The following is a 24,829-nucleotide window of genomic DNA, read 5'->3' as shown; positions in this document are numbered from 1 at the left end:
CGTGACATTCACACATAGGAATATTTCTGTAAACCATTTCTCCAAAACCCGTCGCCGCAAGCGTTGTGCCCGTGCCGGTTGATAAGTGACGGAACGGAGATCTTGCCAGCCTCCCTGCGGCGGTTAGGCTCATATCAAGATCCGGGTTGCATGTGGGGATCACCCGCATGGCCCCAACAGTTACGAACAACAGCGGAGCAACACCATGACACTCAAGGGAAAACACGCATTGATCACCGGCGGAGGCACCGGCATTGGTCTGGCGATGGCCAAGGCGCTGGCCGCCGAGGGGGCTGCGGTGACGATCACCGGCCGTCGGCAGGAGGTGCTGGAGGAGGTCGCAACCGATGGGCTGCATCCGCTCGCCATGGATGTGCGCGACGAACAGGACGTGATCGCAAAAATTGACGCCGCCACCGCAGCTCGCGGTCCGGTGCAGATCTGCGTCCCCAATGCAGGCATCGCCGAGGGCAAGGCCCTGCACAAGATGTCGATGGACTTCTGGCGCAACATGATGGCAACCAACCTCGACGGCGCTTTTCTGACGATCCGCGAATGTATGAAATCCATGCGCCAGACCGACTGGGGCCGTGTCGTCACCGTATCCTCCATCGCAGGCCTGCGCGGGCTGCAAGGCGCGCCCTGCTATTCGGCCAGCAAACACGGGCTGATCGGCCTGACCCGATCGCTGAGCGAGGATTATCTGGGCACGCCCTATACCTTCAACGCGCTCTGCCCCGGCTATGTCGATACGCCGATCATCGACCGCAACGTCACCTCGATCTCTCAGCGCGCCGGAGTGAGCGAAGAACAGGCGCTGAAGATCATGGTCTCTGCGAACCGGCACAAGCGGCTGATCCAACCGGATGAGGTTGCCGCCGCGCTGCTGTGGCTCTGTGGTCCAGGCTCTCAGTCTATCAACGGGCAAACCATCGAAATCGCAGGTGGGCAGACCTGATGACCCGCGACGAGTTCAACGCCTTCTGCGCCAGCTTCCCCGCTACATCGCATGTCATCCAATGGGGTGATGCCGATGTGTGGAAGGCAGGAGGCAAGGTCTTTGCCATCTGCGGCTGGGCCGAGGGCAAGGACGCCTTTACCTTCAAGACGGGCGAGATCGCCTTTGAGGTTTTGCAGGAGCGACCGGGCGTCCGCCCGGCGCCCTATCTGGCCTCGCGCGGGATGAAGTGGCTGCAACATTTCAAAGATCCCGGCCTGACCGATGCCGAGCTGAAAGAGCAGATCAGCCTGTCGTACAGTCTGGTGACCGCCGGTCTGTCGAAACGAAAACGAACTGAACTGGGCATTCCGGAACCGCAGCTGGATCCCACCAGCCGCTAATCTCTGGACAGGACAGATCCGATGCGGTAGCACTCGAGAAGCTTTAAGCCTAAAACAAACCACTCCGTCCGTCAGGCCGCCCATGATCACGAGGTTCAGATGACCGATTTCGCCGCAACCAAGGCTATGTTTTCCCTGCCCGAAGGGATGATCTACCTCGATGGCAATTCTCTGGGTCCGATGCCGCGTGCAACCGCCGAACGGGTGCGCAGCACGATCGAGGACGAATGGGGCGAGATGCTGATCACCGGCTGGAACAGGGCCGGGTGGATGCAGAAACCAACCGCCATCGGCGACCGGATTGCCCGGCTGATCGGCGCAGAACCCGGCCATGTGGTGATGGGTGACACCCTGTCGATCAAGGTCTATCAGGCCGTCGCCTCGGCACTGGAGCTGAACCCATCGCGCAAGGTGGTCCTGTCTGACAGCGGCAACTTCCCTTCCGATCTCTATATGGTCGAAGGTCTGGTGAAATCGCTTGGCCCGGACTATTCGCTTCGCGTGGTCGCACCGGAGGAGGTCAGCGCCCATATCACCGACGACATTGCCGTGCTGATGCTGACCGAAGTCGATTACCGCAGCGGTCGCAAGCACGATATGAAGGCGCTGACCGAACAGGCCCATGCTGCCGGTGTCGTGACGGTCTGGGATCTGGCCCATTCCGCAGGTGCGCTGCCGGTCGATCTGGCAGGCTGCAAGGCCGATTTCGCCGTAGGATGTACCTATAAATACCTCAACAGCGGCCCCGGTGGTCCAGCGTTCATCTATGTGGCGCCGCGCCATGCCGACACGGTCCGCCCGGCGCTCTCCGGCTGGCTGGGTCACGCCGCGCCGTTTGAATTCGACCTGAATTACAAACCCGGCAGCGGGATCGAACGGATGCGCGTCGGCACGCCGCCGGTGTTACAGCTGGCCGCACTCGAGGCCTCGATGGATATCTGGGACATGGCCGATATGGCCGATGTGCGCGCCAGATCCATCGAACTTTGCGATCTGTTCATTGCCGAGGTGGAATCCCGCTGCCCCGATCTCACTCTTGCCTCGCCGCGCGACGGCAACGCCCGTGGCAGCCAGGTGTCCTTCCGCTTCCATGAAGGTTATGCCGCCATGCAGGCGCTCATCGCCCGTGGGGTGGTGGGAGACTTCCGCGCGCCGGATATAATGCGCTTCGGCTTCACCCCGCTCTACATTGACGAAGGTGACGTCAGGGCCGCTGTTGATATCATCGAGGACGTGATGACCAACGCGCTCTGGGATCGCCCGGAATACAAAACCCGCAACGCAGTCACCTGATGGCGAGCCTGCCCGCATATCGCCTGCCACTGTGCCGGCCAGCAGGCTGGATCGCCCTGTGGCGACGACTGGCCCAATGCGGTACGCTCAACGCAAGAAAGGCCCCCGTTCCCGCAATCTGATACACTACCGGAACACCAAGGAGCCTTTCCATGTCCACCCCCTATGATCCCGCCAAGGAAGGCGCGCAGATGTCGTTTGACGGGCGCATGTCCTATGGCGACTACCTGTCGCTCGACACGCTGCTGACCGCGCAGAAGACCTGGACCAACACCCATGACGAGATGCTGTTCATCATCCAGCATCAGACCTCAGAGCTTTGGATGCGCCTCGCCATTCACGAGCTGACCGCCGCGCGCGCGCGCCTGCTGGCGGAGAAACCGCATGAGGCGTTCAAGATGCTGGCCCGCGTGGCGCGGATCTTCGAACAGCTGAACTCTGCCTGGGATGTGCTGCGCACCATGACACCCTCGGATTATTCTGCCTTTCGCAATGAACTGGGGCAGAGTTCCGGCTTTCAGTCGCATCAGTATCGCCAGATCGAATTCATGCTCGGCAACCGCAACAAGGCGATGCTGCGCCCGCACGCCCACCGCCCCGACATTCTGGCGCTACTGGAAGAAGAACTGCGCCAGCCCTCGCTCTATGATGTTGCCCTGCGCGCCCTGTCCAAGCGGTTTGAGCTGCCCGAAGAGGTGCTGAACCGTGACCTCTCCGAAACCTATAGCCCCAATCCGGCGGTTGAGGCGGCCTGGACCGAGGTCTACCGCAATACCGAAGCGCATTGGGATCTCTACGAGCTGGCCGAGAAACTGGTGGATTTTGAGGATTATTTCCGCCGCTGGCGTTTCAACCATGTCACCACGGTGGAACGGGTCATCGGCTTCAAACGCGGCACCGGCGGCACCGGTGGCGTCAGCTATCTGAAACGGATGCTGGAGGTGGAGCTGTTCCCCGAGCTCTGGCACCTGCGCACCACGCTCTGACGCCAGATGGGATCGGCGGCAGGCCAGCCCTGCCCGCCCCCAAGGCTGCCCCATTTGGACCTGCCCTCAGTCAACCTGCTCCAGTCAGCGCGGCGACAGCGCAGCCGCGAACAACAGCGCCAGTTGGCGAACGCCCGAGCGGTAGGCGGCATAATCTGCCGAGGTATGTTTGACGCCCTTCATGGCACTGCAAAAGCTGCGCGCCACATCCTGCGGCGTGCCGGCCAACCGCACCAGTCCCGCAGCCGCCATATCCTTTAGCCAATCCGCATAAACCCCGCGCATCAGGCATTCGCCGGCCTCAATGTGATCGCCGGCGGCGTTCATGCTGGCTTCCAGCGTTTCCATCCCGTGGGGCGTGCTCAGCATAGCCTCTATAGCCGGGCCGCCCTGCGCGTCGAATGCGTTCAGAACCTTCGACTGAAGATCCCCGTCTGCGGTCAGCGCTGCGTGGACCGCTCGCGCTGTCTCGGCGTAATAGGCATCAATCAACGCCTTCAGGATGGCTTCCTTGTTCTTGAAATGCAGATAGACCGCAGGGCGAGACATCCCCGCCCGCTTGGCAATGTCATCCATTGAAGTCTTGCGAAACCCATAGGTCGCAAAGGCTTCCCAGGCGGATTCCAGAATGTTGCGCTGTTTGGGGTCGATCTGCTGCATGTCCATAGCGCAGTTCTGACATTCGACACCAAATTTGTCAATTGACACACTGACACATATACATCATTTTGTCACAAAGTCACGCAGCCAGCACAGAAAGGACACCCAATGTCCACCAGCCTTCGCATCAACGGGAAATCCCATCAGATTGACCTGCCTGACGACGTGCCGCTTCTTTGGGTGCTGCGCGATGAAGTCGGCCTGACCGGCACCAAATTCGGCTGTGGCGTCGCGGCCTGTGGCGCCTGCACCGTGCACATTGACGGCGAGGCGGTGCGCTCCTGCCAGGTGGCGCTGTCCGATGTCTGGGGTGACGTCACCACCATCGAGGGGATCGGCACACCCGACGCCATGGCCGCCGTGCAAAAAGCCTGGGTCGCCAATCAGGTCGCGCAATGTGGCTACTGCCAGTCCGGCCAGATCATGCAGGCCGCGAGCCTGCTGGCGGAAAACCCCGCCCCCTCGGATGCCGATATCGACGAGGCGATGCAGGGCAACCTCTGCCGCTGTGGCACCTACCCCCGAATCCGCGCCGCTATCCATGACGCCGCCAAAATGATGAAGGAGGTCTGAGCCATGGCCAGCATCAGGAAAATCGCCCGCCGCAGCTTTCTCATCGGCTCTGCTGCCATCGTAGGTGGCGTCGCCTTTGGCACCTATAAGTACCACCAGCCCGCTCCCAACCCGCTCGACCAGAAGGATGGTCGCGCGGTGCTCAACCCTTTTGTGTTTGTGGATCAATCCGGCGTCACTCTGATGGCGCCCCGGGCGGAGATGGGACAGGGTGTCAAATCCGCCTGGGCCAGTCTGATCGCCGAAGAGCTGGACGTGGATCCGGCCAAGGTCACGGTCCTGCACGGCCCCGCCGCCAAGGCCTATTACAACAGCGCCATGATGTCAGAGGCGCTGCCCGGACGGGGCTATGACAGCTCGCCTCTGCAGCATTCACTGGGCGAAATCGTCGGTCACATGGCCAAGTTCCTTGATCTTCAGGTCACCGGCGGCTCCTCTTCCATGCGCGACGGCTTTGAGCGGATGCGCCATGCGGGCGCCAGCGCCCGCGAGACCCTGAAACAGGCCGCTGCGGAGCAGCTGGCAGTCGGACGCGATCAGCTCGCCACCGAAGATGGTCATGTCATCGCGCCGGATGGCACCCGCCTGCCCTATGGCAGCCTTGCCGTTGCAGCCGCCGCCCTTGACCCTGTCGAGGCGGATCTGCGCCCGGCGTCGAGCTGGCGCCTGATCGGCAAGGATGTGCCCCGCATCGACATGGTTGCCAAATCCACCGGCACCGCAGAATTCGGCGTCGACGTCCGCCTGCCGGGCATGAAATTCGCCGCCATCAAACAAAGCCCGCATTTCGGCGTGGGCAAGACCGCCTTTGACGCCAGCGCAGCCGAAGGCATGGCCGGTGTGGAAAAGGTACTGGATCTTGGCGATGCTGTCGCGGTGGTTGCCAGCAACACCTGGCTCGCGCAGCAGGCCGTGGATGCCATTGACATAACGTGGAAGGCAGCCCCTTACCCCGAGACAACCGACGCGATTTTTGACGAGATCGCCCGCAGTTTTGACACTGCCCCCAACTCGACCCTGCGCGATGACGGCGATGTGGACGCGCTGCCGGACGGGGCAACCGTGATCGAAGCGGAATATCGCCTGCCCTATCTGGCCCATGCCACGATGGAGCCGATGAACGCGACCGCGCTTTACTCCGGGGATGCGCTGCAAATCTGGGCGCCCAATCAGGGGCCCACCGTGGTGCAGAAAAACGCCGCAGCGCTTGCCGGGCTCGATGCCGAGGCGGTTGAGGTCAATACAACCTACCTCGGCGGCGGATTTGGGCGGCGGATTGAAACCGATTATACCGACCGCGCCGTTCAGATCGCATTGCAGATGCCCGACACCCCGGTGCAGCTGACATGGAGCCGCGAGCAAGACATGACCCATGACTTCTACCGCCCAGGCGCCATCGCCCGCTACCGCGCCGCGGTAAAGGACGGCAAGGCGGTGATGGTCCACGGCAAAATCGCCGCGCAATCGACCACCGTCGAAGGCGCTGGCCGGATGCTCGGCCTGCCAATGTCCGGCCCGGACAAGGGGCATGTGGATACCGCCTTCAACCAGCCGCTCGCCATCCCCAATTTCCGCGTCGAAGGCTATCTGGCCAAACCGATGATTCCCGTCGGCTTCTGGCGCTCGGTGGGGGCCTCCTTCAACGGCTTCTTCTCCGATTGTATCATCGACGAAATGGCCCATGCCGCCGGGCGCGATCCGCTGGAATTCAGGCTGGAGCTGGCCCGCGCCGAGTGGGAGCCTGCTGCCAAGGTGCTGGAAACCGTGCGAGACATGTCCGGCTGGACCGGCAAGACAGCCGATGGCATCGGCCGGGGTGTGGCGCTTGCCTATAGTTTCGGCACGCCGGTGGCGCAGGTCATCGAGGTCGCCGACCAGGACGGGCAGATTCGCATGACCAAAGCCTGGATCGCCGCAGATCTGGGCCGTGTCATCGACCCGCAGAACACCCGCGCGCAGATGTTTGGCGGCATGGTCTACGGTCTGTCTGCGGCCTGCTTTGGCGAGATCACCTTTGACGGTGGCGCGGTCCAGCAGCAGAATTTCCCCGACTATGACGCCCTGCGCATGCACACGATGCCCGAGGTGCAGGTCGCGCTGCTGGAAAACCAGCCCCGCATGGGCGGCGCCGGGGAACCCGGCACACCCCCGGCGGCCCCGGCGCTGGCCAATGCGATCTTCGATCTGACCGGCAAACGCGCCCGTCAGCTGCCGCTGATACATGAGTTTGATCTGCTGGTCTGAAAGACCAACGGCACCGCCCTAAAGGCGGTGCCGATTGAGGTGCCTACGGGTAGTCAAAGACCGGATGCCTCAGGCCGATGTCGTGCCTCAGGCCGATTTCCGTTGGGTTGGTCTGCCCGCACCCTCCGCCCAGGCGCGCACCGCGTCACCAAAGGCGGTGAACAAAGGCCGCGACACCGGGTCATTCGCGGCGTCCCACTCTGGATGCCATTGCACCGCAAGGGTAAAACCGGGAGCGTCTTTCACATAGATCGCCTCGGGTGTGCTGTCAGGGGCGGTTCCGTCGATGACGATCCGCTTGCCCGGCACCTTGATCCCCTGCCCATGCAGCGAATTGGTCATCACCTCCGCCGCACCGAACAGACGATGGAAAACGCCGCCTTCACTCAGCTCAACGATGTGGCGCATGGCGAATTTCTCTTCCAGTGTCCCGTCGGGGGGCATCCGGTGGTTCATCCGTCCCGGCAGATCGCGGATTTCCGGGTAAAGCGTGCCACCCATGGCCACATTCACCTCCTGAAAGCCACGACAGATGCCAAGAAACGGCTGCCCCCGCTCGACGCAGGCGCGCACCAGCGGCAGGGTGATGGCATCACGCGCCCGGTCAAAGGCGCCATGGGCATCCGTCTCGGCCTCGCCGTATTCATGCGGGTGCACATTCGGCCGCCCGCCGGTCAATAGAAAGCCATCAAAGCTCTCCAGCAGCTCCTCCACCGTCAGAAACCGGGGATCCGACGGAATCAGCAGCGGCATACAGCCTGCAACCTCGGCCACCGCCTCGGAGTTCATCGTCCCCCCGGCATGGGCGGGGTATTCATCATTGATGAGATAGGAATTGCCAATAATGCCGACTTTGGGGCGTGTCATTCTGTCCTCAGCGGTTTGGGCGCCGGCCCTTCTGTCCATCCTCGGACAGCATCTCCGGGTCACCGCAATCCTACAGCCCTGCCGCGGCGGGTTGCAATTCCCCTATGGGGCGCAACCTGCCGCTTTGCCGTAAAAAGCTGTATCTCCGCCGCAGCTTTCGGCAGATCGCGATCATCTGCCAGCTCGTCAGCGGGCGCCTCGGCTCACGCTTCCCCGGTCAGCCCGGTGGCGCGGATCCCGGCCATCGCCGCCTCGGCGTCATTGTCGGAGGTATCGCCGGTGACCCCCACAGCCCCGATCACCGCACCTGCATCACTGCGCAGCAAAACGCCACCGGGGACCGGTACGACCTGCCCGCCGTAGACACCGTTCACGGCTGCCATGAAATAGGCCTGCTGTTCAGCGCGCGCCATCTGCGCAGTGCCAGCCATGCCCAGCATCACCGCGCCATAGGCCTTGCCATGGGCGATGGCAAAGCGGCCGGGCGCGGCGCCGTCCTCGCGTTCAAAGGCAAGCACATGTCCGCCCGCGTCCAAGACTACGACAGAGAGCGGTTTCAGCGCCATCTCCCGCCCCTTGGCGCGGGTATGTTCGATGATGCTGCGGGCCTGATCCAGAGTGAGGGTCATGTCTATTGTCCTTGATGTGCACATAAAAAAGGGGCCGGGCAGACCGCCCGACCCCAGTCGTTTTTCTCAGCCCTGCGCCTTCAGCTCCAGGCGGCGGGCGTGCAGCACCGGCTCGGTATAGCCGGAGGGCTGGACGCGACCACGGAACACCAGATCGCAGGCCGCCTGAAAGGCAACCCCGTCAAATCCGGGTGCCATCGGCGTATAGCTCGGATCACCCGCATTCTGCTGGTCCACAACCGCCGCCATTTTCTGCATCGCGGCCATGACCTGCGCCTCGTCCACCACGCCATGATGCAGCCAGTTGGCCAGCGCCTGGCTGGAAATCCGACAGGTCGCCCGGTCTTCCATCAGCCCCACGTCGTGGATATCGGGCACCTTGGAGCAGCCGACGCCCTGATCAACCCAGCGCACCACATAGCCCAGGATGCCCTGCGCGTTGTTCTCGATCTCTTGCGCGATATCGGCGTCCGACAGGTTCTGACCATCCATCACCGGAATGGTGAGCAGATCCGCAAGGGTTCCGCGCGCACCGGCTGCCTTCAGGCTGTCCTGCACCGCATGGACATCAACATGGTGGTAATGGGTGGCGTGCAGGGTCGCCGCCGTCGGCGACGGCACCCATGCACAGGTCGCGCCGGATTTCGGGTGGCCGATCTTGGCCTCCAGCATCTCGCCCATGCGATCCGGCATCGCCCACATCCCCTTGCCGATCTGCGCCCGACCCTTCAGACCGCAGGCCAGACCGATATCGACATTGCGATCCTCGTAGGAGGCAATCCAGGGGGTCGATTTCATCTCGCCCTTGCGCAGCATCGGGCCTGCTTCCATCGAGGTGTGGATCTCATCGCCGGTCCGATCCAGGAAGCCGGTGTTGATAAAGGCCACACGATGCTTGGCCGCGCGGATACATGCCTTGAGGTTCACCGAGGTGCGGCGTTCCTCATCCATGATACCAATCTTGACCGTGTGGCGCGGCAGGCCCAGCGCGTCTTCGACATGGTCAAAGATCCGGTTGGTAAAGGCGACTTCCTCGGGCCCGTGCATCTTCGGCTTCACCACATAGACCGAACCATGCAGCGAATTGCCGCCCTCCGCCTGGAGGTCGTGCATGGCGCAGAGCACGGTGATCATCGCATCCATGAAGCCTTCGCCCGCCTCACGGCCTTCGCTGTCCAGAACCGCTGGATTGGTCATCAGATGGCCGACGTTGCGCACCAGCAGCAGCGAGCGCCCCTTTAGCCGCAGGTCGGACCCATCCGGCGCGGTGAAGGACAGATCGTCATTCAGCACGCGGGTAAAGGTGGTCCCACCCTTGCTCACCTCCTCGGAAAGGTCACGCTTCATCAGGCCCAGCCAGTTGGAATAGGCCGTGACCTTGTCCTCACTGTCCACGCAGGCAACGGAGTCTTCGCAATCCATGATGGTCGACAGCGCGGATTCCAGGATGATATCGTTGATCCCCGCCTGATCGCCCTTGCCGATATTGCCCTCGGCATCGACCACGATCACTGCATGCAGCCCGTTGTTTTTTAGCAGGATCTTGCCCGGCGTGGCGGCGGCGCCGTCATAGCCTGCAAACTGCGTCGCATCCTTGAGCGCAGGCACCAGCGCGCCATCCTCAACCGACAGGCCAGTGCAGTCCGACCACGACCCGTCAGCAAGCGGGAAGGTCTGATCGAGGAACCCACGCCCCCATGCGATCACCCGCGCGCCCCGCCCGGCATCATAGCCTTTGCCCTCCGGCAGGTCGCCCATGGCATCCGTGCCGTAAAGCGCATCATACAGGCTGCCCCAGCGCGCATTGGCCGCATTCAGGGCAAATCGCGCGTTGGTGATCGGCACCACCAGCTGCGGCCCCGGAACATTGGCGATTTCATCGTCAACATTCTGCGTCTCGATCTCGAAATCATCCCCTTCGGGCAGCAGATAGCCGATCTCGCGCAAAAACGCCTCATAGGCCGCCGCGTCATGGGCCTGGCCCCGGCGCGCGATGTGCCAGGCATCAATCTGTCCCTGAAGATCGGCGCGTTTGGCCAGCAATGCGCGATTTTCGTCACCCATGCCGTTGACCAGACCGGCCAGTCCACCCCAGAAGGCATCTGTCGTGACACCGGTGCCAGGCAGCGCCTTGTCCTCGATGAAGGACACCAGCGTGTCAGCCACCTGCATATCATGACGTTCCTGCATCCCGCTCATGGGGCCATCCTCCTGTTAACTGGGCGTATTACTGCCCCCGATACACCAATAGTTCCGTATCATCAACGTCGACGGTAATATTAGTTTACCAATTCATGCGAAACTGCTTCAAATAATCTCTACAGATGCCCGACAGCGCTGACCGTCTCTCAGACTAGCGACACTCTCCAAACAGAAAAAGCCCGGTAGCGAGCTACCGGGCAAGTCGGGGAGGAATATCAGATTGTCATACAGGGTCAGTCACCGGCGATGGTCGCCTGCACTTCGGCGGCGGTCTGCGGTGCTTCGACCACGTCCTGCTCGCCACCTTTGTTGAAAACCCACAACAGGAAGACGGCGAACATCAAAAGCACCGCAACAACGACGCCCCGAATGCCCAATAGGGCCGGTTTGTGCAGTTTCTCTTCGCGTTCAACATTGGTGTCAGGTGCCGACATGGGCCGCTCCTTTGTCTACAAGTTTGCACGGTTGCTGGCGCGGGGCCGCAGCCGCTGGTACATAGTCTTGGTATAGATACGCTGACGGACCCATCCGGGTTCCATGGAACAGGAAAAAACCATGAAAGATGCCGCGCCCGCCACCGCACCGGAGACGATTTATCTAAAGGATTACAAACCCTTCGGATTTGAGGTGGAGAAGGTCGAGCTGACGTTTCAACTCTCGCCGAATGCCACCCGCGTTCTGAGCAAGATCCGGTTTTCGCCCAAAGCCGAGGCCGCCGATCCCCGGTTATTCCTGCACGGCGAAGCGCTGAAGCTGATCTCGGCCAAAATCGACGGTGCGCCGGTGACACCCGAGCTGATCGACGGCGGGCTGACCTGCGCCACCCCCGATACCCCCTTCGTCTGGGAGGCCGAGGTGGAAATCGACCCCGCCGCCAATACCGCGCTGGAAGGGCTTTACATGTCCAGCGGCATGTATTGCACCCAATGCGAGGCCGAAGGGTTCCGCAAGATCACCTACTACCCGGACCGCCCGGACGTGATGTCGACGTTCTCGGTCCGGATTGAAGCCGACGCGCCGGTGATGCTGTCGAACGGCAACCCGGTGGGCGCAGGCGAGGGTTGGGCCGAATGGCACGACCCCTGGCCCAAACCGGCCTATCTCTTTGCGCTGGTGGCCGGCGATCTGGTGAACCACCCCGACCGCTTCACCACCAAATCCGGCAAGGATGTCGAGCTGAACATCTGGGTCCGTCCGGGGGATGAGGGCAAATGCGCTTTTGGCATGGAGGCGCTGAAGAAGTCGATGAAATGGGACGAGGATGTCTATGGCCTCGAATACGATCTCGATCTGTTCAACATCGTCGCGGTTGACGACTTCAACATGGGTGCGATGGAAAACAAGGGGCTGAATATCTTCAACTCCTCCTGCGTACTGGCATCACCCGAAACCTCCACGGATGCCAATTTCGAACGGATCGAGGCGATTATCGCGCATGAGTATTTCCACAACTGGACCGGCAACCGCATCACCTGCCGCGACTGGTTCCAGCTCTGCCTCAAGGAAGGGCTGACCGTCTATCGCGACGCCCAGTTCACCGCCGACATGCGATCGGAGCCGGTGAAGCGGATCGAAGACGTCATCGCCCTGCGCGCCCGCCAGTTCCCGGAGGACGGCGGCCCCCTCGCCCATCCGCCGCGCCCGGAACAGTTTCAGGAAATCAACAACTTCTACACTGCCACCGTCTATGAAAAAGGCGCCGAGGTAATCGGCATGCTGAAGCGGCTGGTCGGCGATGAAAACTACTACAAGGCGCTGAAGCTCTATTTCGAGCGCCACGACGGGCAGGCCTGCACCATCGAGGATTGGCTGAAGGTGTTCGAGGACGCAACCGGCCGCGACCTGACCCAATTCAAGCTGTGGTACAGCGAGGCAGGCACGCCGCGGGTAAAAGTGTCCGAGGATTACGCCGACGGCACCTATACCCTGACATTTGAGCAATCAACGCCGCCGACACCCGGCCAGCAGAACAAGGCGCCGCGGGTCATTCCGATCGCGGTGGGCCTGTTGTCCCCCAACGGCGACGATCTGCGCGGCACCGAAGTGCTGGAGCTGACCGAAGCCAGACAGAGCTTCACCTTTGACGGCCTCGCCTCGAAACCGGTGCCGTCCATCCTGCGGGAGTTTTCGGCCCCGGTGATCCTGGAGCGCGAGACCACCAACACAGAACGCGCCTTCCTGCTGGCCCATGACACCGACCCGTTCAACCGCTGGGAGGCCGGCAATCTCCTCGCGACCGAAACCCGCGTCGCCATGGTGACCGATGGCATCGCCCCCGATACGGCCTATCTTGATGCGCTGGTCAAACTGGTGCGCGACGATGCGCTGGACCCCGCCTTCCGCGCGCTGGTTCTGTCTCCCCCCAGCCAGTCGGAAATCGCCCAGACCCTGCACGATCGTGGGGTCACACCCGACCCGCAGAAAATCTACGACGCGGCGGAGACCTTCACCCAGACCCTGGCGCAGCAGCTGGAAACCAGCCTGCCCCGGCTCTATGCCGCCACAACTGTCGATGGCCCCTATCAGCCCGACGCCCATGGCGCGGGCCTGCGGGCGCTGAACGGCCGTATTCTGGCGCTGCTGACCCGTCTCGACGGTGGCGATCAGGCTGCGCGCCAGTATCAGACCGCCGACAACATGACCCAGCAATATGCCGCACTGGCAAGCCTGATGAAGGCGGAGAAAGGCGCGGACCAGAGCCAGGCCTTCTTTGATCAGTGGCAGGACGACCGTCTGGTGATGGACAAATGGTTTGCCCTGCAAGTGGCCTGCGCCGCGCCAGACGCCGCCGCTCGCACGGCCGCAGAGCTGACCCAGCACCCACTGTTCAGCATGAAGAATCCCAACCGGTTCCGCGCCGTTATGGGCGCGCTTGCCGGCCATCACGCAGGCTTTCACCATGACAGCGGTGCAGGCTATTCCCTGCTGGCGCAGAACCTCATCGCGCTGGACCCGCTGAACCCGCAAACCACCGCACGGATGTGTGCTGCCTTCCAGACCTGGACGCGCTACGACAGCGCGCGTCAGGCGCTGGTCCGGGCCGAGCTGGAGCGCATTCTGGCCACTGACGGGCTGAGCCGGGACACCCATGAAATGGTCAGCCGGATCCTGAAGGGGTGATGCGACAGGCCGCGCAGAAGAGCGGGCCATATCATGGCCCGTTCGCAATCCGCCGCCGCTCCTCCGCGCCCCGGCGCGAACCATCTGTCATCGAGGCCCCGCCTCATGGCTGATGCTCCGATGACAGATCCGCCGACGAGCCGCCGGGCAGTCATTCCCGCCTATCACTACAGCCGGGCCGCCCGCTCGCCACGCCTGCTGCTCGCCCTCGGCCTGTGGGGGGCCGGGATTGCGGCGCTGTCGCTGGCGCTTTCCGTCGCGCTCTGGATCTCGCTGCTGCTGATCCTGCCAATGCTGCCCGGCCTCTGGGAACTCTGGCGCAACCCGACTGCCAGTCTGAAGCTGGATGCAACACGGCTCTGCTGGCGCAATGCCTCCGGCGCCGTAGACCTGCCGATCAATCGGATAAGCCATGTCACGCTCGACCGGCGCTGGGACTTTTCTCACCGCGCCACCGTTCATACGGAGGCGGGCAAGCGGTTGCGCATTCCCCCCGATTGCCTGCCACCGCATCAGATCCTTGAACAGGCCCTCACCGCAGCAGGCCTGCCCGTCAGGCGGCATCACTTCCGCATCTATTGAGCGCGGACCTCCCCAAAACGACGCCCCGCCGCCACACAGGCAAATCTTAACCCGCGTTAACCTGCCACTGGAATATCCCAATCGTCCATCGCAATGGCGCGCGCCCGCCATGATTGCGCCCCAAAGAACAGCCAGTCTGATTGCAGTGATTTCAGCTGCCAGCACGCGGACATGGATATGCTCAACAAAAACACCCCAGCGCGCGACCTTATCAGACAGGTATTTTCAACTCTGCTACCCGGTGAAGGCCGGGCGACCCTCACGCAAAACACAGCGGCGCCCCCCTGCGCTGCCGCCCGCAGCAGGCAGGATCAGGCAACCGCTCCCCGCCGCGCCGCAGACCGCCCGGATCACCCGCCGCAGCAGCTCATCGTGCCGGTCTGCGAGCCGGATCAGGGCGAAAGCGACTGCGCAACGCTTCAGGACAAGGGACAGTTTCTGGCCCGTCAGGACCGCTGGACCGACCTCTCCGCAGAGATCGCAAAAGCCGACAAGGCCCGCCAGAATACGCCGCATGGCCTGCCCGTTGCCGAGCTTCTGGCCCATGGCGCGCGCAGCGATGTGGTCAATGCCGTCGAACACGCGCTCAGCCTTGGCCACGCCGGGGACCGGCGCAAGATGATCGAAGGCGTCATGGGGCTGGAGACGATGTGCGTGGAACACCGCGACGATCCTTATCTGCGCACTCTGGTGGCCCTCGCCCATATTGATGTGGCCTGGATCTGGCGCGGCTATTCCGATGTCCTGTCAATCACCGTGGCCAATGGCCAGCGTTGCGCCGCCCATTTCGACAGGGCAGCCGCCTTGCTGCATCCGCTGGATGGTATTGCCCTCGACAGCCCGTTTATTGCCGCAGCGAAAACCGCGCTGCTCGCCGGGCAACGATCCGCCAGCGCGACGCAGGTGGCGGATGATTTCGCCGCACTCATCGACCTGGACCCCGACAATCACCGCCACATGCGCAGTCTCGGCACCCATATGCTGCCGCGCTGGTTCGGCAGCTACGATGCCCTCGACCTCGAAGCGCGCCGCACTGCCGCCCGTACACAAGAGATCTGGGGCGACGGCGGCTACGCCTGGGTCTATTTCGACGCCATCGCCTTGGACCCGGAAGCCTGCGCCCGCGTCGACATCGACTTCTTCATGGATGGCTTGCGCGATATAGTCTCACGCCGACCGGATCAGGAAATGATCAACCTGCTGGCCTCTTACTGCGCGGTGGCGCTGCGTTATGTCGAAGAGACAGCAACGACCACCACCGGGCAGCGCGGCGAGATCGCCGGGGCGGCGGATTGGCTGATCCGCGACCACCTGCGCGAAATTCATCCGCTGATCTGGGCCCACGCCGCGCAGCGGTTCGACAACAACCTGCGCATCGCCTCACCGCGCCGGTTTGCCGACCATGGCCGCCGGGACGCGCTGCGCTTCATCGCCGGCCTGTTTCGCAGCGAAATCGAGGCCGGCCAGCGGGTGGAGTTTTCCGCCAAAGGGCTGCGCGTCTCGCCTGATTAGGCGGGCCGCGCAGCATCGCTCAGGTTTTTTTGAACGCATCCAACAGGGCCGCACCCAGCGCGCCTGTGGTTTGGCCAGAGCTTTGACCTGAACCCTGCCCCCTGCCCTGACCACCCTTTGGGCCAGCGGACATCTGGCGCTTGCCGCCGCCCGAATGCCCACCGGGCTTGCCACCACGCTGCGGAGCTGCGCCCTTGGCCGGGCCGCGAGCATTGCGCTCCTCTCTGGCTGAGGCACCGCCGTCCTTCTTCATGGTGAGGGCGATGCGCTTTCGCGGCACATCCACCTCGGTGACAGTGACCTTGACCACCTGTCCTGTCTTCACCACCTCATGCGGGTCTTTCACGAAGCGGTCGGCCAGCTGGCTCACGTGCACCAGCCCATCCTGATGCACCCCAATGTCCACGAATGCCCCAAAACCCGCGACATTGGTGACCGTGCCCTCCAGCACCATGCCGGGTTTCAGGTCGGTGATCGTCTCCACCCCATCCTTAAAGGACGCCGTCACAAAAGACGGGCGCGGGTCACGGCCCGGTTTCTCCAGTTCCGCAAAGATATCCCGAACCGTCGGCAGGCCCACGTCGCCGCCCACAAAATCCTCTGCCCGCAAGCCTTTCAGCGCCGCACCATCGCCCATGATCTGGCGGATATCACGGCCGCAGGCCACCACGATCTTGCGCGCCACATCATAGCTTTCGGGGTGAACTGAGGACGCATCCAGCGGCTCCTTGCCATCGCGGATCCGCAGGAATCCCGCGCATTGCTCAAATGCCTTGGGGCCGAGGCGCGCGACCTTCAGCAGTTCCTTGCGCGAGTTGAACGCGCCGTTCATGTCACGATGCGCCACAATCGCCTCCGCCAGGCCGGGACCAAGCCCCGAGACATGGCTCAGCAGCGGCGCCGATGCCATGTTGAGGTCCACCCCCACGGCGTTCACCACATCCTCAATCACCGCCTCCAGCGATTTCGAGAGTTTGTGCTGGTCCACATCATGCTGGTACTGGCCAACGCCGATGCTCTTCGGTTCGATCTTCACCAGTTCCGCCAGCGGATCCTGGAGGCGGCGGGCAATCGAGACCGCACCGCGCAAGGAGACATCCAGATCCGGGAACTCCCGCGCTGCCAGCTCGGAGGCGGAATAGACCGAGGCGCCGGCCTCGGAAACCACCACCTTGGTCGGCGCCTTCACCTTGGCCGGCAGGTGTTGCAGCACCTCCGCCACCATCCGCTCGGTCTCGCGGCTGGCGGTCCCGTTGCCAATGGCGATCAGCTCAACGCCATGTTCGGCAATCAGCTTCACAATCGACACCTGCGCCCCGCGCAGATCGTTCTTCGGCTGGAACGGGTACAACGTCTCGGTGGCCACCAGTTTTCCGGTTGCGTCAACCACCGCCGCCTTGACGCCGGTGCGAATGCCTGGATCCAGCCCGAGAGTCGGCCGCGCACCGGCTGGCGCGGCAAACAACAGATCCTTCAGATTGCGGGCAAAAACCTGAATCGCATCCTCCTGCGCCCGGCCGCGCAGATCGCCCATCAGCTCCAGCATCATCGAGAGCGACAGTTTCACCCGCCAGCACCAGCCCGCGACCTTGCGCAGCCAGACATCTCCCGGCCCGTTGCCGCCCGCGCCCAGCACCGCCGCCACCATCGCCTCGGCGCGCGCCACGCCTTCCTCCGGCTCCGGCCCGACGTCCAGCGTCAGCACGCCCTCGTTTGATCCCCGCAGCATCGCCAGCGCCCGGTGCGAGGGCACATCCGCCCAGCGTTCGGAATGCGCGAAATAGTCGGAGAATTTCGCCCCCTCCTGCTCCTTGCCCTCGACCACCTTGGCGGTGAGCACCGCCTCCTTCTGGAGGAACTCCCGCAGTCGGCCCAAGAGGGTTGCATTCTCCGTCAGCCGCTCGGTCAGGATATCCCGCGCGCCGTTCAGCGCGTCCTTCACCGTCACGACCGCCTCGGTAACATAGCCTTCGGCCAGCGCCTCCGGGTCGGTGCCGCGGTCGGCCAGAATGGCATCCGCCAGCGGCTCCAGCCCGTTCTCCTTGGCGATCATCGCCTTGGTGCGCCGCTTCGGCTTGTAGGGCAGATAGATATCCTCCAGCTGCGCCTTGGTCTCCGCCTTGGCAATCGAGGCGGCCAGATCATCAGTCAGCTTGTCCTGCCCCTTGATCGAGTCGAGGATGGCCGCCCGACGCTTTTCCAGCTCACGCAGATAGTCCAGACGCTCCGCCAGCGTGCGCAGCTGGGTGTCATCCAGCCCGCCCGTGACCTCCTTCCGGTAGCGCGCAACAAAGGGCACTGTGGCGCCTTCATCCAGCAGCGCAACGGCGGCACTCACCTGTTTGGCGGCGGCGCCGATTTCCGTGGCAATGGTCTGGCTGATGCGGGCGGATGTGTCCAAGGCGGCCTCCTGAAATTTCTGCTCGGGCTGCCAGTACTAGCCCTGCCGGAACGTCTCGCCAAGAGGCTGAATCAGCCCCGAGCGAACCATTGCGAAGGGCAGAGTCCGTCCCGAGGGTGGGCGTGAAGCGCCCGTCCATGGGCACGGGACGGGCGCTGCCCGGACCTGCGGCCCATGCAAAAGGGCAAATCAATGTACCCTTCTGCCCCTCGATGCCCCCTTGCCCCTGCCCGCGCGGGGGCCTAGAACGCTTGCCAACATCGGACATTCGGATACGGCGGAAAACCATGCTCGACCTGACATATGAACTCCCCAAGCCCAAGGTGATCGCGGGCGCCAAGCATGACTGGGAACTGGTCATCGGTATGGAGGTGCATGCTCAGGTCAGCTCCAATGCAAAGCTGTTCTCAGGCGCCTCCACCAAATTCGGCGCCGAGCCGAACTCCAACGTGGCCTTTGTGGACGCGGCGATGCCCGGCATGCTGCCCGTGATCAACGAATACTGCATTGAACAGGCGGTGCGCACCGGTCTGGGCCTGAAGGCCGATATCAACCTGTGGTCGGCTTTTGACCGCAAGAACTACTTCTACCCCGACCTGCCGCAGGGCTACCAGATTTCCCAGCTTTACCACCCGATTGTGGGCGAAGGCGAAGTGCTGGTGGAACTGGGCGACGGCACCGCGCGCAACGTGCGTGTGGAGCGGATCCACATGGAGCAGGACGCGGGCAAGTCGATCCACGACATGGATCCCAACATGTCCTTTGTCGACCTGAACCGGACCGGCGTCTGCCTGATGGAGATCGTCTCGCGCCCCGACATCCGCGGCCCGGAAGAAGCCGCCGCCTATATCGCCAAGCTGCGCCAGATCATGCAGTATCTCGGCACCTGCGACGGCAATATGCAGAACGGCAACCTGCGCGCCGACGTGAACGTCTCCGTCTGCCTGCCGGGCCAGTACGAGAAGTATCAGGAAACCCAGGACTTCTCCCACCTCGGCACCCGCTGCGAAATCAAGAACATGAACTCGATGCGCTTCATCCAGCAGGCGATCGAGGTCGAAGCCCGCCGCCAGATCGCCATCATCGAGGCAGGTGGCGAGATCATGCAGGAAACCCGCCTGTACGATCCGGACAAGGGCGAAACCCGCTCCATGCGCTCCAAGGAAGAGGCGCATGACTACCGCTATTTCCCCGATCCCGACCTCTTGCCGCTGGAAATCGAACAGGCCTGGGTCGATGATATCGCCGCCAGCCTGCCGGAGCTGCCGGACGAGAAAAAGGCACGTTTCATCAAAGACTTCGGCCTCAGCGACTATGACGCCTCGGTACTGACCGCGGATGTGGAATCGGCGGCCTTCTTCGAGGAAACCGCCAAGGGCCGCAGCGGCAAGCTGGCTGCGAACTGGGTCATCAACGAGCTGTTCGGCCGCCTGAAGAAAGAAGACCACACGATCACCGACTCCCCGGTCTCACCTGCCCAGCTGGGCGGCATCATCGACCTGATCGCCTCCGACGCGATCTCCGGCAAGATCGCCAAGGACCTCTTTGAGATCGTCTATACCGAAGGCGGCGACCCCGCTCAGATCGTCGAAGAGCGCGGCATGAAGCAGGTGACAGATACCGGCGCCATCGAAGCCGCGCTGGACGAGATCATCGCCGCCAACCCCGCGCAGGTGGAGAAGGCCAAGGTGAACCCGAAACTGGCAGGCTGGTTTGTCGGCCAGGTGATGAAGGCCACCGGCGGAAAGGCGAATCCGGCCGCCGTGAACAAGCTGGTGGCGCAGAAGCTGGGCGGCTGATCCGGCCACCGGGCACGCAACGCCCTCAGATAAGAACCACGCAAGGGCGCCCCGGTGGCGCCCTTTGTCGTGTGAAAGGCGCTGCCACCCCCCAACCCGAACGCGATGATCTGGAAGCCGCAGCGGCAATTGGGGTATACTGCCGCCCGACAGGTCCCCGCCCATGGGGAACGCGGACGCTTGACCCCCCGCACGCTTGCGCTAAACCTGCCGCCGACACAGGAGACGTTTATGCAAGCTTTTGAATACAAAGTTGTCCCCGCCCCCGCCAAGGGCACCAAGGCCAAGGGCGTCAAAACCGCCGAAGCCCGCTTTGCCAATTCCATTGATATCCTGCTGAACGACATGGCGGCAGAGGGCTGGGAATATCAGCGCGCGGAGCTGCTGCCATCCGAAGAGCGCAGCGGGCTGACCGGCTCGACGACGAACTGGCGCAACGTGCTGATCTTCCGCCGTGCGCTGCCAGCCGCCGCCGAGCAGTTGCAGGCTCAGGCCGTGGCTCAGCTGGCCGCCCAGATCACCGCGCAGCTCGCAGCGCAGCCCCCCGCCCAAGCGGCGGATCACAGCACAGCGGCAGCTGCCGCGGCGCCCCCCGCGGAGGAGACACCAGCAGTCCCGACGCTTGGCCCGGCCACCACCAGCGCTGTCGCGCCACCCATCGCCATCGCCGGCGACCCAGAGGCCCCGGCAGGCGCCATTGCCGTTCCGGGCCGGGGCGCCCGCTCTATGGTCGCCGATGACGGCGTCGAGGAGCTGAGCCCGGTGTCCGGCCTGACCGCCGCCCTGAAAGCCCGCGCCAGCCTTGCCGCCACCCCGAAAGATGGCGCCGCCAAACCCGCGCCAAAAGCAGAACCAAAACTGACCAGATCGGAAAAATCCTCCGAGGATCCGGCAAACAGCTGACCAGCCCCCGGATGCAATTCCCCGCCAGCGTTGCCATTGTGGCACATCGGCGGGGCTTTGCCTGACTTTGGCCGCTAGACCCCGATATCCAGCGCCAGCGCGTGGATGCGCGGCACGATATCGCCCAGCGCCTTATGCACGGCGCGATGCTGCGCCACGCGGGACATCTCGGCAAAGCCATCGGCCCGGATATATACGTTGAAATGGCTTTCGCCACGCCCGTCGTGACCGGCGTGGCCGACGTGCTGGTCGCTCTCATCCTCAACCCGCAATGCGCGTGGTGCAAATGCGTCGCGCAGACGCGTCTCGATCTCTTCACGGATGCTCATTCTGGCGTGTCCTGCATAAAAATCCCCGTATTAATTTTCCCAGCCCCCTTCAATCTGCCGCCCCTTAGACTAAACTGCTGCCTCCGAGTCGAACAGTTGCGTCTAGAAGGTGCGCCCCATGACCAAGTCAGATCCCTTTGGTTTCGATATGTCCATCCGGTCAGCGAAGAAAAAGAACCCCCGCGGCCGGCGGGCCGCCACCGGCGCGTCCGAGACCTCGCAGCGCATCTGCGACAAGGATGGCTGCGATGAACCCGGCAAATTCCGCGCGCCCAAGGCACCGGATGTGCTGGATGATTACTACTGGTTCTGCCAGGAGCACGTGCGCGAATACAATACCAAGTGGAACTTCTTTGAAGGCACCACCGAGGCCGAATTGAACGCCCAGCAATCCAAGGACAAAGTCTGGGAACGCCAGACCAAACCGATGGGTGACCCCGAGGCGCGCGCCTGGGCGCGGCTGGGCATCGAGGATCCGCATCAGGTGCTGGGCCAGAACGCCACCCGGAATCCGGGTCGCTCAGCCCAGGCCGGGCGCCGCCTGCCCCCGACCGAACGCCGCGCGCTGGAAGTGCTTGAGGCCAAGGACGACTGGAGCAAGGCAGACATCCGCAAAGCCTATAAGAAGCTGATCAAGGTGCTGCACCCCGACATGAACGGTGGCGACCGCAGCCAGGAAGAACAGCTGCAAGAGGTGGTCTGGGCCTGGGACCAGATCAAGGACAGCCGCAGCTTCAAATAAGCGGTAGTTGCGCCCCGAACCAGCCAGACAGAAAACCAGAGCGTCGCGCAAGCGGCGCTTTTTCTTTGTGCAACCTCTGGGCTTTGCAACGCCAGAAGCTTGCAGCATTCCGACGCCCGCCACTGGACAGCTACGGACCGGCGCGGGGCAGAGATTTGTCCCTAAATGAAAAAGCCACGGCAGATCGGTGCCGTGGCTTTCTGTCTTGCTGACAGGCTCGGATGTTAGCTGCCCTTGCGCTGCGGCCGCGCCGCTCCGCCTGTTTTGGCAACTGCTGCCCGGGCCTTGTTCTTCTTGCTGGTCGGCTTGCCCTTTGGTGGCGGTGCGCCCTTGCGGCCCGATTTCCCCGGATTGGACCAATCGCCCTTGGGCTTGCCCGGAACCGCCGGCTTGGCGGGTTTTGAGGGGCTGGCGGCACGATCCGACGGGCCGCGCGCAGTCACCGTGGCCTTGCCGCCTTCGCCCGTGCGCTTTGGTTTCTCAAAGCGCGGCTTGTCGCCATAGCTGGGCTTGTCGCCACGGGGTTTGTCGCCATAGGGCTTGCTGCTCCGTGGCTTGTCACCATAGGCAGGCTTGTCACCATAGGCAGGCTTGTCGCCCCGGGGTTTGTCACCGCGCGGCTTGTCATAGCTGGGTTTGTCGCCGTAGGGCTTGCGCTCACCACGATCCTGGCCACGGGGGCCACGTTTGTCATCGCGGAAACCATCGCGGTCCCGGTTCTGCGGGCGCGGCGATTTCGGCAGATCTGGCGCCTTGTCCAGACGCGTTACCGTGGCGCCCTCTTCCAGCTCACCATGTTTGACCGCACCCCAGAACGCATCGGCACTGCTTTCGCGCACCTCGACATAGCTCTGGTCGAACTGAATGCGGATCGCGCCGATGTCGTCTTTGGTCAGATTGCCGGCATTGCACAGCATCGGCAGCAGGCGGCGCGGCTCTGCACCGGCCTTGCGACCACCACTGACCGCAAACCAGACGGAGGGGCCAAAGGGCGCCCGCTCTTCCCGCTCGCGCTTGTCCATCTGCGGATCGCTCAGCTCTTCCGGCGCGCTGTGGCGGTCGTGGAACAGGCGCAGATAGGCGGCGGCCAGCTGCTCGGGAGAGAAACGCTCGACCAGTTCCGCCACCGGGGCGGTCTCATTTTCGCTGACCGGCTCGCTCCAGGCCTTGTCACCCAAGAGACGTTCAAAGTCGCGGGCGCGCACATCATCGGCACTGGGGGCCGGGCTGGTTTCTGCGGTGATCTTGGCGGCACGCAGCAGGCGCAGGGCCTTGCCCTTGGCTTTTGGCGGTACAATCAGCGCGGACACACCCTGGCGCCCGGCACGGCCGGTACGGCCCGAGCGGTGCAACAGGGTTTCGTGGCTGGACGGCAGATCCGCATGAATCACCAGATCCAGCTTCGGCAGGTCAATCCCGCGCGCCGCCACATCGGTGGCCACGCAAACCCGCGCCCGCCCGTCGCGCAGGGATTGCAACGCGTTGCTCCGCTCCGCCTGGGACAGCTCGCCCGACAGGGCAACCACGGAAAATCCGCGATTGCTCAGCCGCGTGGTCATCCGGTTCACCACCGCACGGGTGTTGCAGAACACGATCGCATTGGGCGACTCGTGGAAGCGCAGCACGTTGATAACGGCGTTTTCGACGTCGCGCTGCGCCACAGCCAGCATCTGGTATTCGATATCCGCGTGCTGCGAGGCTTCAGCCACGGTTTTGATCCGCTGGTGATCCTTGAGATAGGTCTCCGCCAGACGCGCGATACCAGTCGGCACAGTTGCCGAGAACATCAGGGTGCGGCGGTCTTCCGGGGATTCGCCCAGAATGAACTCCAGATCCTCGCGGAAGCCCAGATCCAGCATCTCGTCAGCTTCGTCCAGCACCACGGCGCGTACCTGCGACAGGTTGATCGAGCCGCGCATGATGTGATCGCGCAGACGACCGGGGGTGGCCACGACGATATGCGCGCCACGCTCCAGCGCGCGGCGTTCGTCGCGCATGTCCATACCGCCCACGGTGGAGACGACCTGCGCACCGGCCTCGGCATAGAGCCAGCCCAGTTCGCGTTTCACCTGCAACGCCAGTTCGCGCGTCGGCGCGATGACCAGCGCCAGCGGCAGTTCGGCCCGGTCCAGTTTCTCGGCCTCACCCAGCAATGTAGGGGCCATCGCCAGGCCGAAGCCTACGGTTTTGCCGGAACCGGTCTGTGCCGACACCAGAAGGTCGGACTGATCCAGCTCGGGCGCGGTGACGGCCTGTTGAACGGGTGTCAAATGCTCGTAGCCGCGCGCCTGAAGCGCTTGTTCGAGTGCTGTTTTCAAGATTTCATTTCGCTTGCTGCGGGGCGCGCCGCCAAAGGGCACGCCGAATATCGGGAATGTCCCCGACTGCGCAGGAACGCGGATGGCATCATCCAAGTGCGCGCTGATATCGGCTTTGCCCCCTTTTGTACAGGGTTCATTTGGCTCATCCGGCACCAGAAGCCACCAGCAGACGCAACCCCGCTATGCGTTTGCCGCCACACCCTGCCACCGGCAGAACACAGGGGCGCGGGCCGGAATGCCCCCCCGACACGCGCGCAACTGGTCCGGCCAGGCGCGGCCTTAGCGCCAGATTGAGACCAAACGTCACGACAGCTGGTCAAACCCG

General features: G+C 63.3%; 20 protein-coding genes. 12 read left to right on the top strand and 8 right to left on the bottom strand.

Features of this window, described 5'->3' with window-relative positions; genetic code table 11:
• Positions 1 to 205: 205 nt before the first annotated feature.
• The 4 genes from WLQ66_RS03910 (at position 206) to kynA (ending at position 3,620) form a co-directional block, all read left to right on the top strand.
• Complete coding sequence (locus WLQ66_RS03910) at positions 206 to 958, top strand: SDR family NAD(P)-dependent oxidoreductase (RefSeq protein WP_340545079.1); 753 nt, start codon at positions 206 to 208, stop codon at positions 956 to 958.
• Complete coding sequence (locus WLQ66_RS03905) at positions 958 to 1,341, top strand: MmcQ/YjbR family DNA-binding protein (RefSeq protein ID WP_340545078.1); 384 nt, start codon at positions 958 to 960, stop codon at positions 1,339 to 1,341. Before WLQ66_RS03910 ends, WLQ66_RS03905 begins: the two co-directional genes overlap by 1 nt.
• A gap of 99 nt (positions 1,342 to 1,440) precedes the next feature.
• Positions 1,441 to 2,634: a kynureninase gene (kynU, locus tag WLQ66_RS03900; RefSeq protein ID WP_340545077.1), complete on the top strand. Its 1,194-nt coding sequence runs from the start codon at positions 1,441 to 1,443 to the stop codon at positions 2,632 to 2,634.
• A gap of 152 nt (positions 2,635 to 2,786) precedes the next feature.
• On the top strand, positions 2,787 to 3,620 hold the full coding sequence (gene kynA, locus WLQ66_RS03895; protein WP_340545076.1) for a tryptophan 2,3-dioxygenase: 834 nt from the start codon (positions 2,787 to 2,789) through the stop codon (positions 3,618 to 3,620).
• Between the two features lie 84 nt (positions 3,621 to 3,704).
• Here the strand turns inward: kynA and WLQ66_RS03890 are convergent, their stop codons facing one another.
• Complete coding sequence (locus WLQ66_RS03890; protein WP_340545075.1) at positions 3,705 to 4,328, bottom strand: TetR/AcrR family transcriptional regulator; 624 nt, start codon at positions 4,326 to 4,328, stop codon at positions 3,705 to 3,707.
• A gap of 60 nt (positions 4,329 to 4,388) precedes the next feature.
• Between WLQ66_RS03890 and WLQ66_RS03885 the strand changes: the two genes are divergently transcribed.
• Together WLQ66_RS03885 and WLQ66_RS03880 are read left to right on the top strand one after the other, a co-directional pair.
• Positions 4,389 to 4,853, top strand: coding sequence for a (2Fe-2S)-binding protein (locus tag WLQ66_RS03885; RefSeq protein ID WP_340545074.1), 465 nt, complete (start codon positions 4,389 to 4,391; stop codon positions 4,851 to 4,853).
• A 3-nt stretch (positions 4,854 to 4,856) separates the two neighbouring features.
• Positions 4,857 to 7,097, top strand: a complete 2,241-nt coding sequence (locus WLQ66_RS03880; protein ID WP_340545073.1) for a xanthine dehydrogenase family protein molybdopterin-binding subunit — start codon at positions 4,857 to 4,859, stop codon at positions 7,095 to 7,097.
• An 87-nt stretch (positions 7,098 to 7,184) separates the two neighbouring features.
• Here the strand turns inward: WLQ66_RS03880 and WLQ66_RS03875 are convergent, their stop codons facing one another.
• The 4 genes from WLQ66_RS03875 to WLQ66_RS03860 form a co-directional block, all read right to left on the bottom strand.
• Entirely contained in the window at positions 7,185 to 7,964 is a 780-nt protein-coding gene (locus WLQ66_RS03875) for a gamma-glutamyl-gamma-aminobutyrate hydrolase family protein (RefSeq protein WP_340545072.1), read from the bottom strand.
• Positions 7,965 to 8,167: 203 nt separating this feature from the next.
• Positions 8,168 to 8,593, bottom strand: a complete 426-nt coding sequence (locus WLQ66_RS03870; RefSeq protein WP_340545071.1) for a GlcG/HbpS family heme-binding protein — start codon at positions 8,591 to 8,593, stop codon at positions 8,168 to 8,170.
• A gap of 66 nt (positions 8,594 to 8,659) precedes the next feature.
• A complete protein-coding gene (locus tag WLQ66_RS03865) occupies positions 8,660 to 10,792 on the bottom strand; it encodes a malate synthase G (protein WP_340545070.1) in 2,133 nt (710 codons plus the stop codon).
• 236 nt (positions 10,793 to 11,028) lie between these two features.
• The gene (locus tag WLQ66_RS03860) at positions 11,029 to 11,229 is read right to left on the bottom strand and encodes a hypothetical protein (RefSeq protein WP_340545069.1); all 201 of its coding nucleotides are present in this window, start codon (positions 11,227 to 11,229) and stop codon (positions 11,029 to 11,031) included.
• Between the two features lie 121 nt (positions 11,230 to 11,350).
• Between WLQ66_RS03860 and pepN the strand changes: the two genes are divergently transcribed.
• The 3 genes from pepN to WLQ66_RS03845 all read left to right on the top strand — a co-directional run bounded on the left by pepN (position 11,351) and on the right by WLQ66_RS03845 (position 16,009).
• Complete coding sequence (gene pepN / locus WLQ66_RS03855) at positions 11,351 to 13,915, top strand: aminopeptidase N (RefSeq protein ID WP_340545068.1); 2,565 nt, start codon at positions 11,351 to 11,353, stop codon at positions 13,913 to 13,915.
• Positions 13,916 to 14,020: 105 nt separating this feature from the next.
• Positions 14,021 to 14,497 (top strand): hypothetical protein, encoded by a 477-nt coding sequence (locus WLQ66_RS03850; RefSeq protein WP_340545067.1) that lies wholly within the window; start codon positions 14,021 to 14,023, stop codon positions 14,495 to 14,497.
• Between the two features lie 177 nt (positions 14,498 to 14,674).
• Positions 14,675 to 16,009 carry a hypothetical protein gene (locus WLQ66_RS03845; RefSeq protein ID WP_374015626.1) on the top strand — a complete coding sequence of 445 codons (1,335 nt, stop codon included), beginning with the start codon at positions 14,675 to 14,677 and terminating at the stop codon, positions 16,007 to 16,009.
• 19 nt (positions 16,010 to 16,028) lie between these two features.
• Here WLQ66_RS03845 and WLQ66_RS03840 read toward each other — a convergent pair whose 3' ends face one another.
• Positions 16,029 to 18,410 (bottom strand): Tex family protein, encoded by a 2,382-nt coding sequence (locus WLQ66_RS03840; RefSeq protein ID WP_340545065.1) that lies wholly within the window; start codon positions 18,408 to 18,410, stop codon positions 16,029 to 16,031.
• A 287-nt stretch (positions 18,411 to 18,697) separates the two neighbouring features.
• Here WLQ66_RS03840 and gatB point away from each other — a divergent pair, with 287 nt between their 5' ends.
• Together gatB and WLQ66_RS03830 are read left to right on the top strand one after the other, a co-directional pair.
• Entirely contained in the window at positions 18,698 to 20,209 is a 1,512-nt protein-coding gene (gatB, locus tag WLQ66_RS03835; RefSeq protein ID WP_340545064.1) for an Asp-tRNA(Asn)/Glu-tRNA(Gln) amidotransferase subunit GatB, read from the top strand.
• 231 nt (positions 20,210 to 20,440) lie between these two features.
• Positions 20,441 to 21,112 carry a DUF4177 domain-containing protein gene (locus WLQ66_RS03830; RefSeq protein WP_340545063.1) on the top strand — a complete coding sequence of 224 codons (672 nt, stop codon included), beginning with the start codon at positions 20,441 to 20,443 and terminating at the stop codon, positions 21,110 to 21,112.
• Positions 21,113 to 21,186: 74 nt separating this feature from the next.
• Here WLQ66_RS03830 and WLQ66_RS03825 read toward each other — a convergent pair whose 3' ends face one another.
• Positions 21,187 to 21,441 (bottom strand): BolA family protein, encoded by a 255-nt coding sequence (locus WLQ66_RS03825; RefSeq protein WP_340545062.1) that lies wholly within the window; start codon positions 21,439 to 21,441, stop codon positions 21,187 to 21,189.
• Positions 21,442 to 21,559: 118 nt separating this feature from the next.
• Here WLQ66_RS03825 and WLQ66_RS03820 point away from each other — a divergent pair, with 118 nt between their 5' ends.
• Positions 21,560 to 22,183 (top strand): DnaJ domain-containing protein, encoded by a 624-nt coding sequence (locus WLQ66_RS03820; protein WP_340545061.1) that lies wholly within the window; start codon positions 21,560 to 21,562, stop codon positions 22,181 to 22,183.
• Positions 22,184 to 22,407: 224 nt separating this feature from the next.
• Here WLQ66_RS03820 and WLQ66_RS03815 read toward each other — a convergent pair whose 3' ends face one another.
• Positions 22,408 to 24,501, bottom strand: coding sequence for a DEAD/DEAH box helicase (locus WLQ66_RS03815; RefSeq protein WP_340545060.1), 2,094 nt, complete (start codon positions 24,499 to 24,501; stop codon positions 22,408 to 22,410).
• Positions 24,502 to 24,829: the final 328 nt, after the last annotated feature.

Origin of the sequence: Phaeobacter sp. A36a-5a (assembly GCF_037911135.1) — a bacterium.
GTDB classification, from domain to species: Bacteria; Pseudomonadota; Alphaproteobacteria; order Rhodobacterales; family Rhodobacteraceae; genus Phaeobacter; species Phaeobacter bryozoorum.
This window is presented reverse-complemented; position numbering and strand designations above follow the sequence as displayed.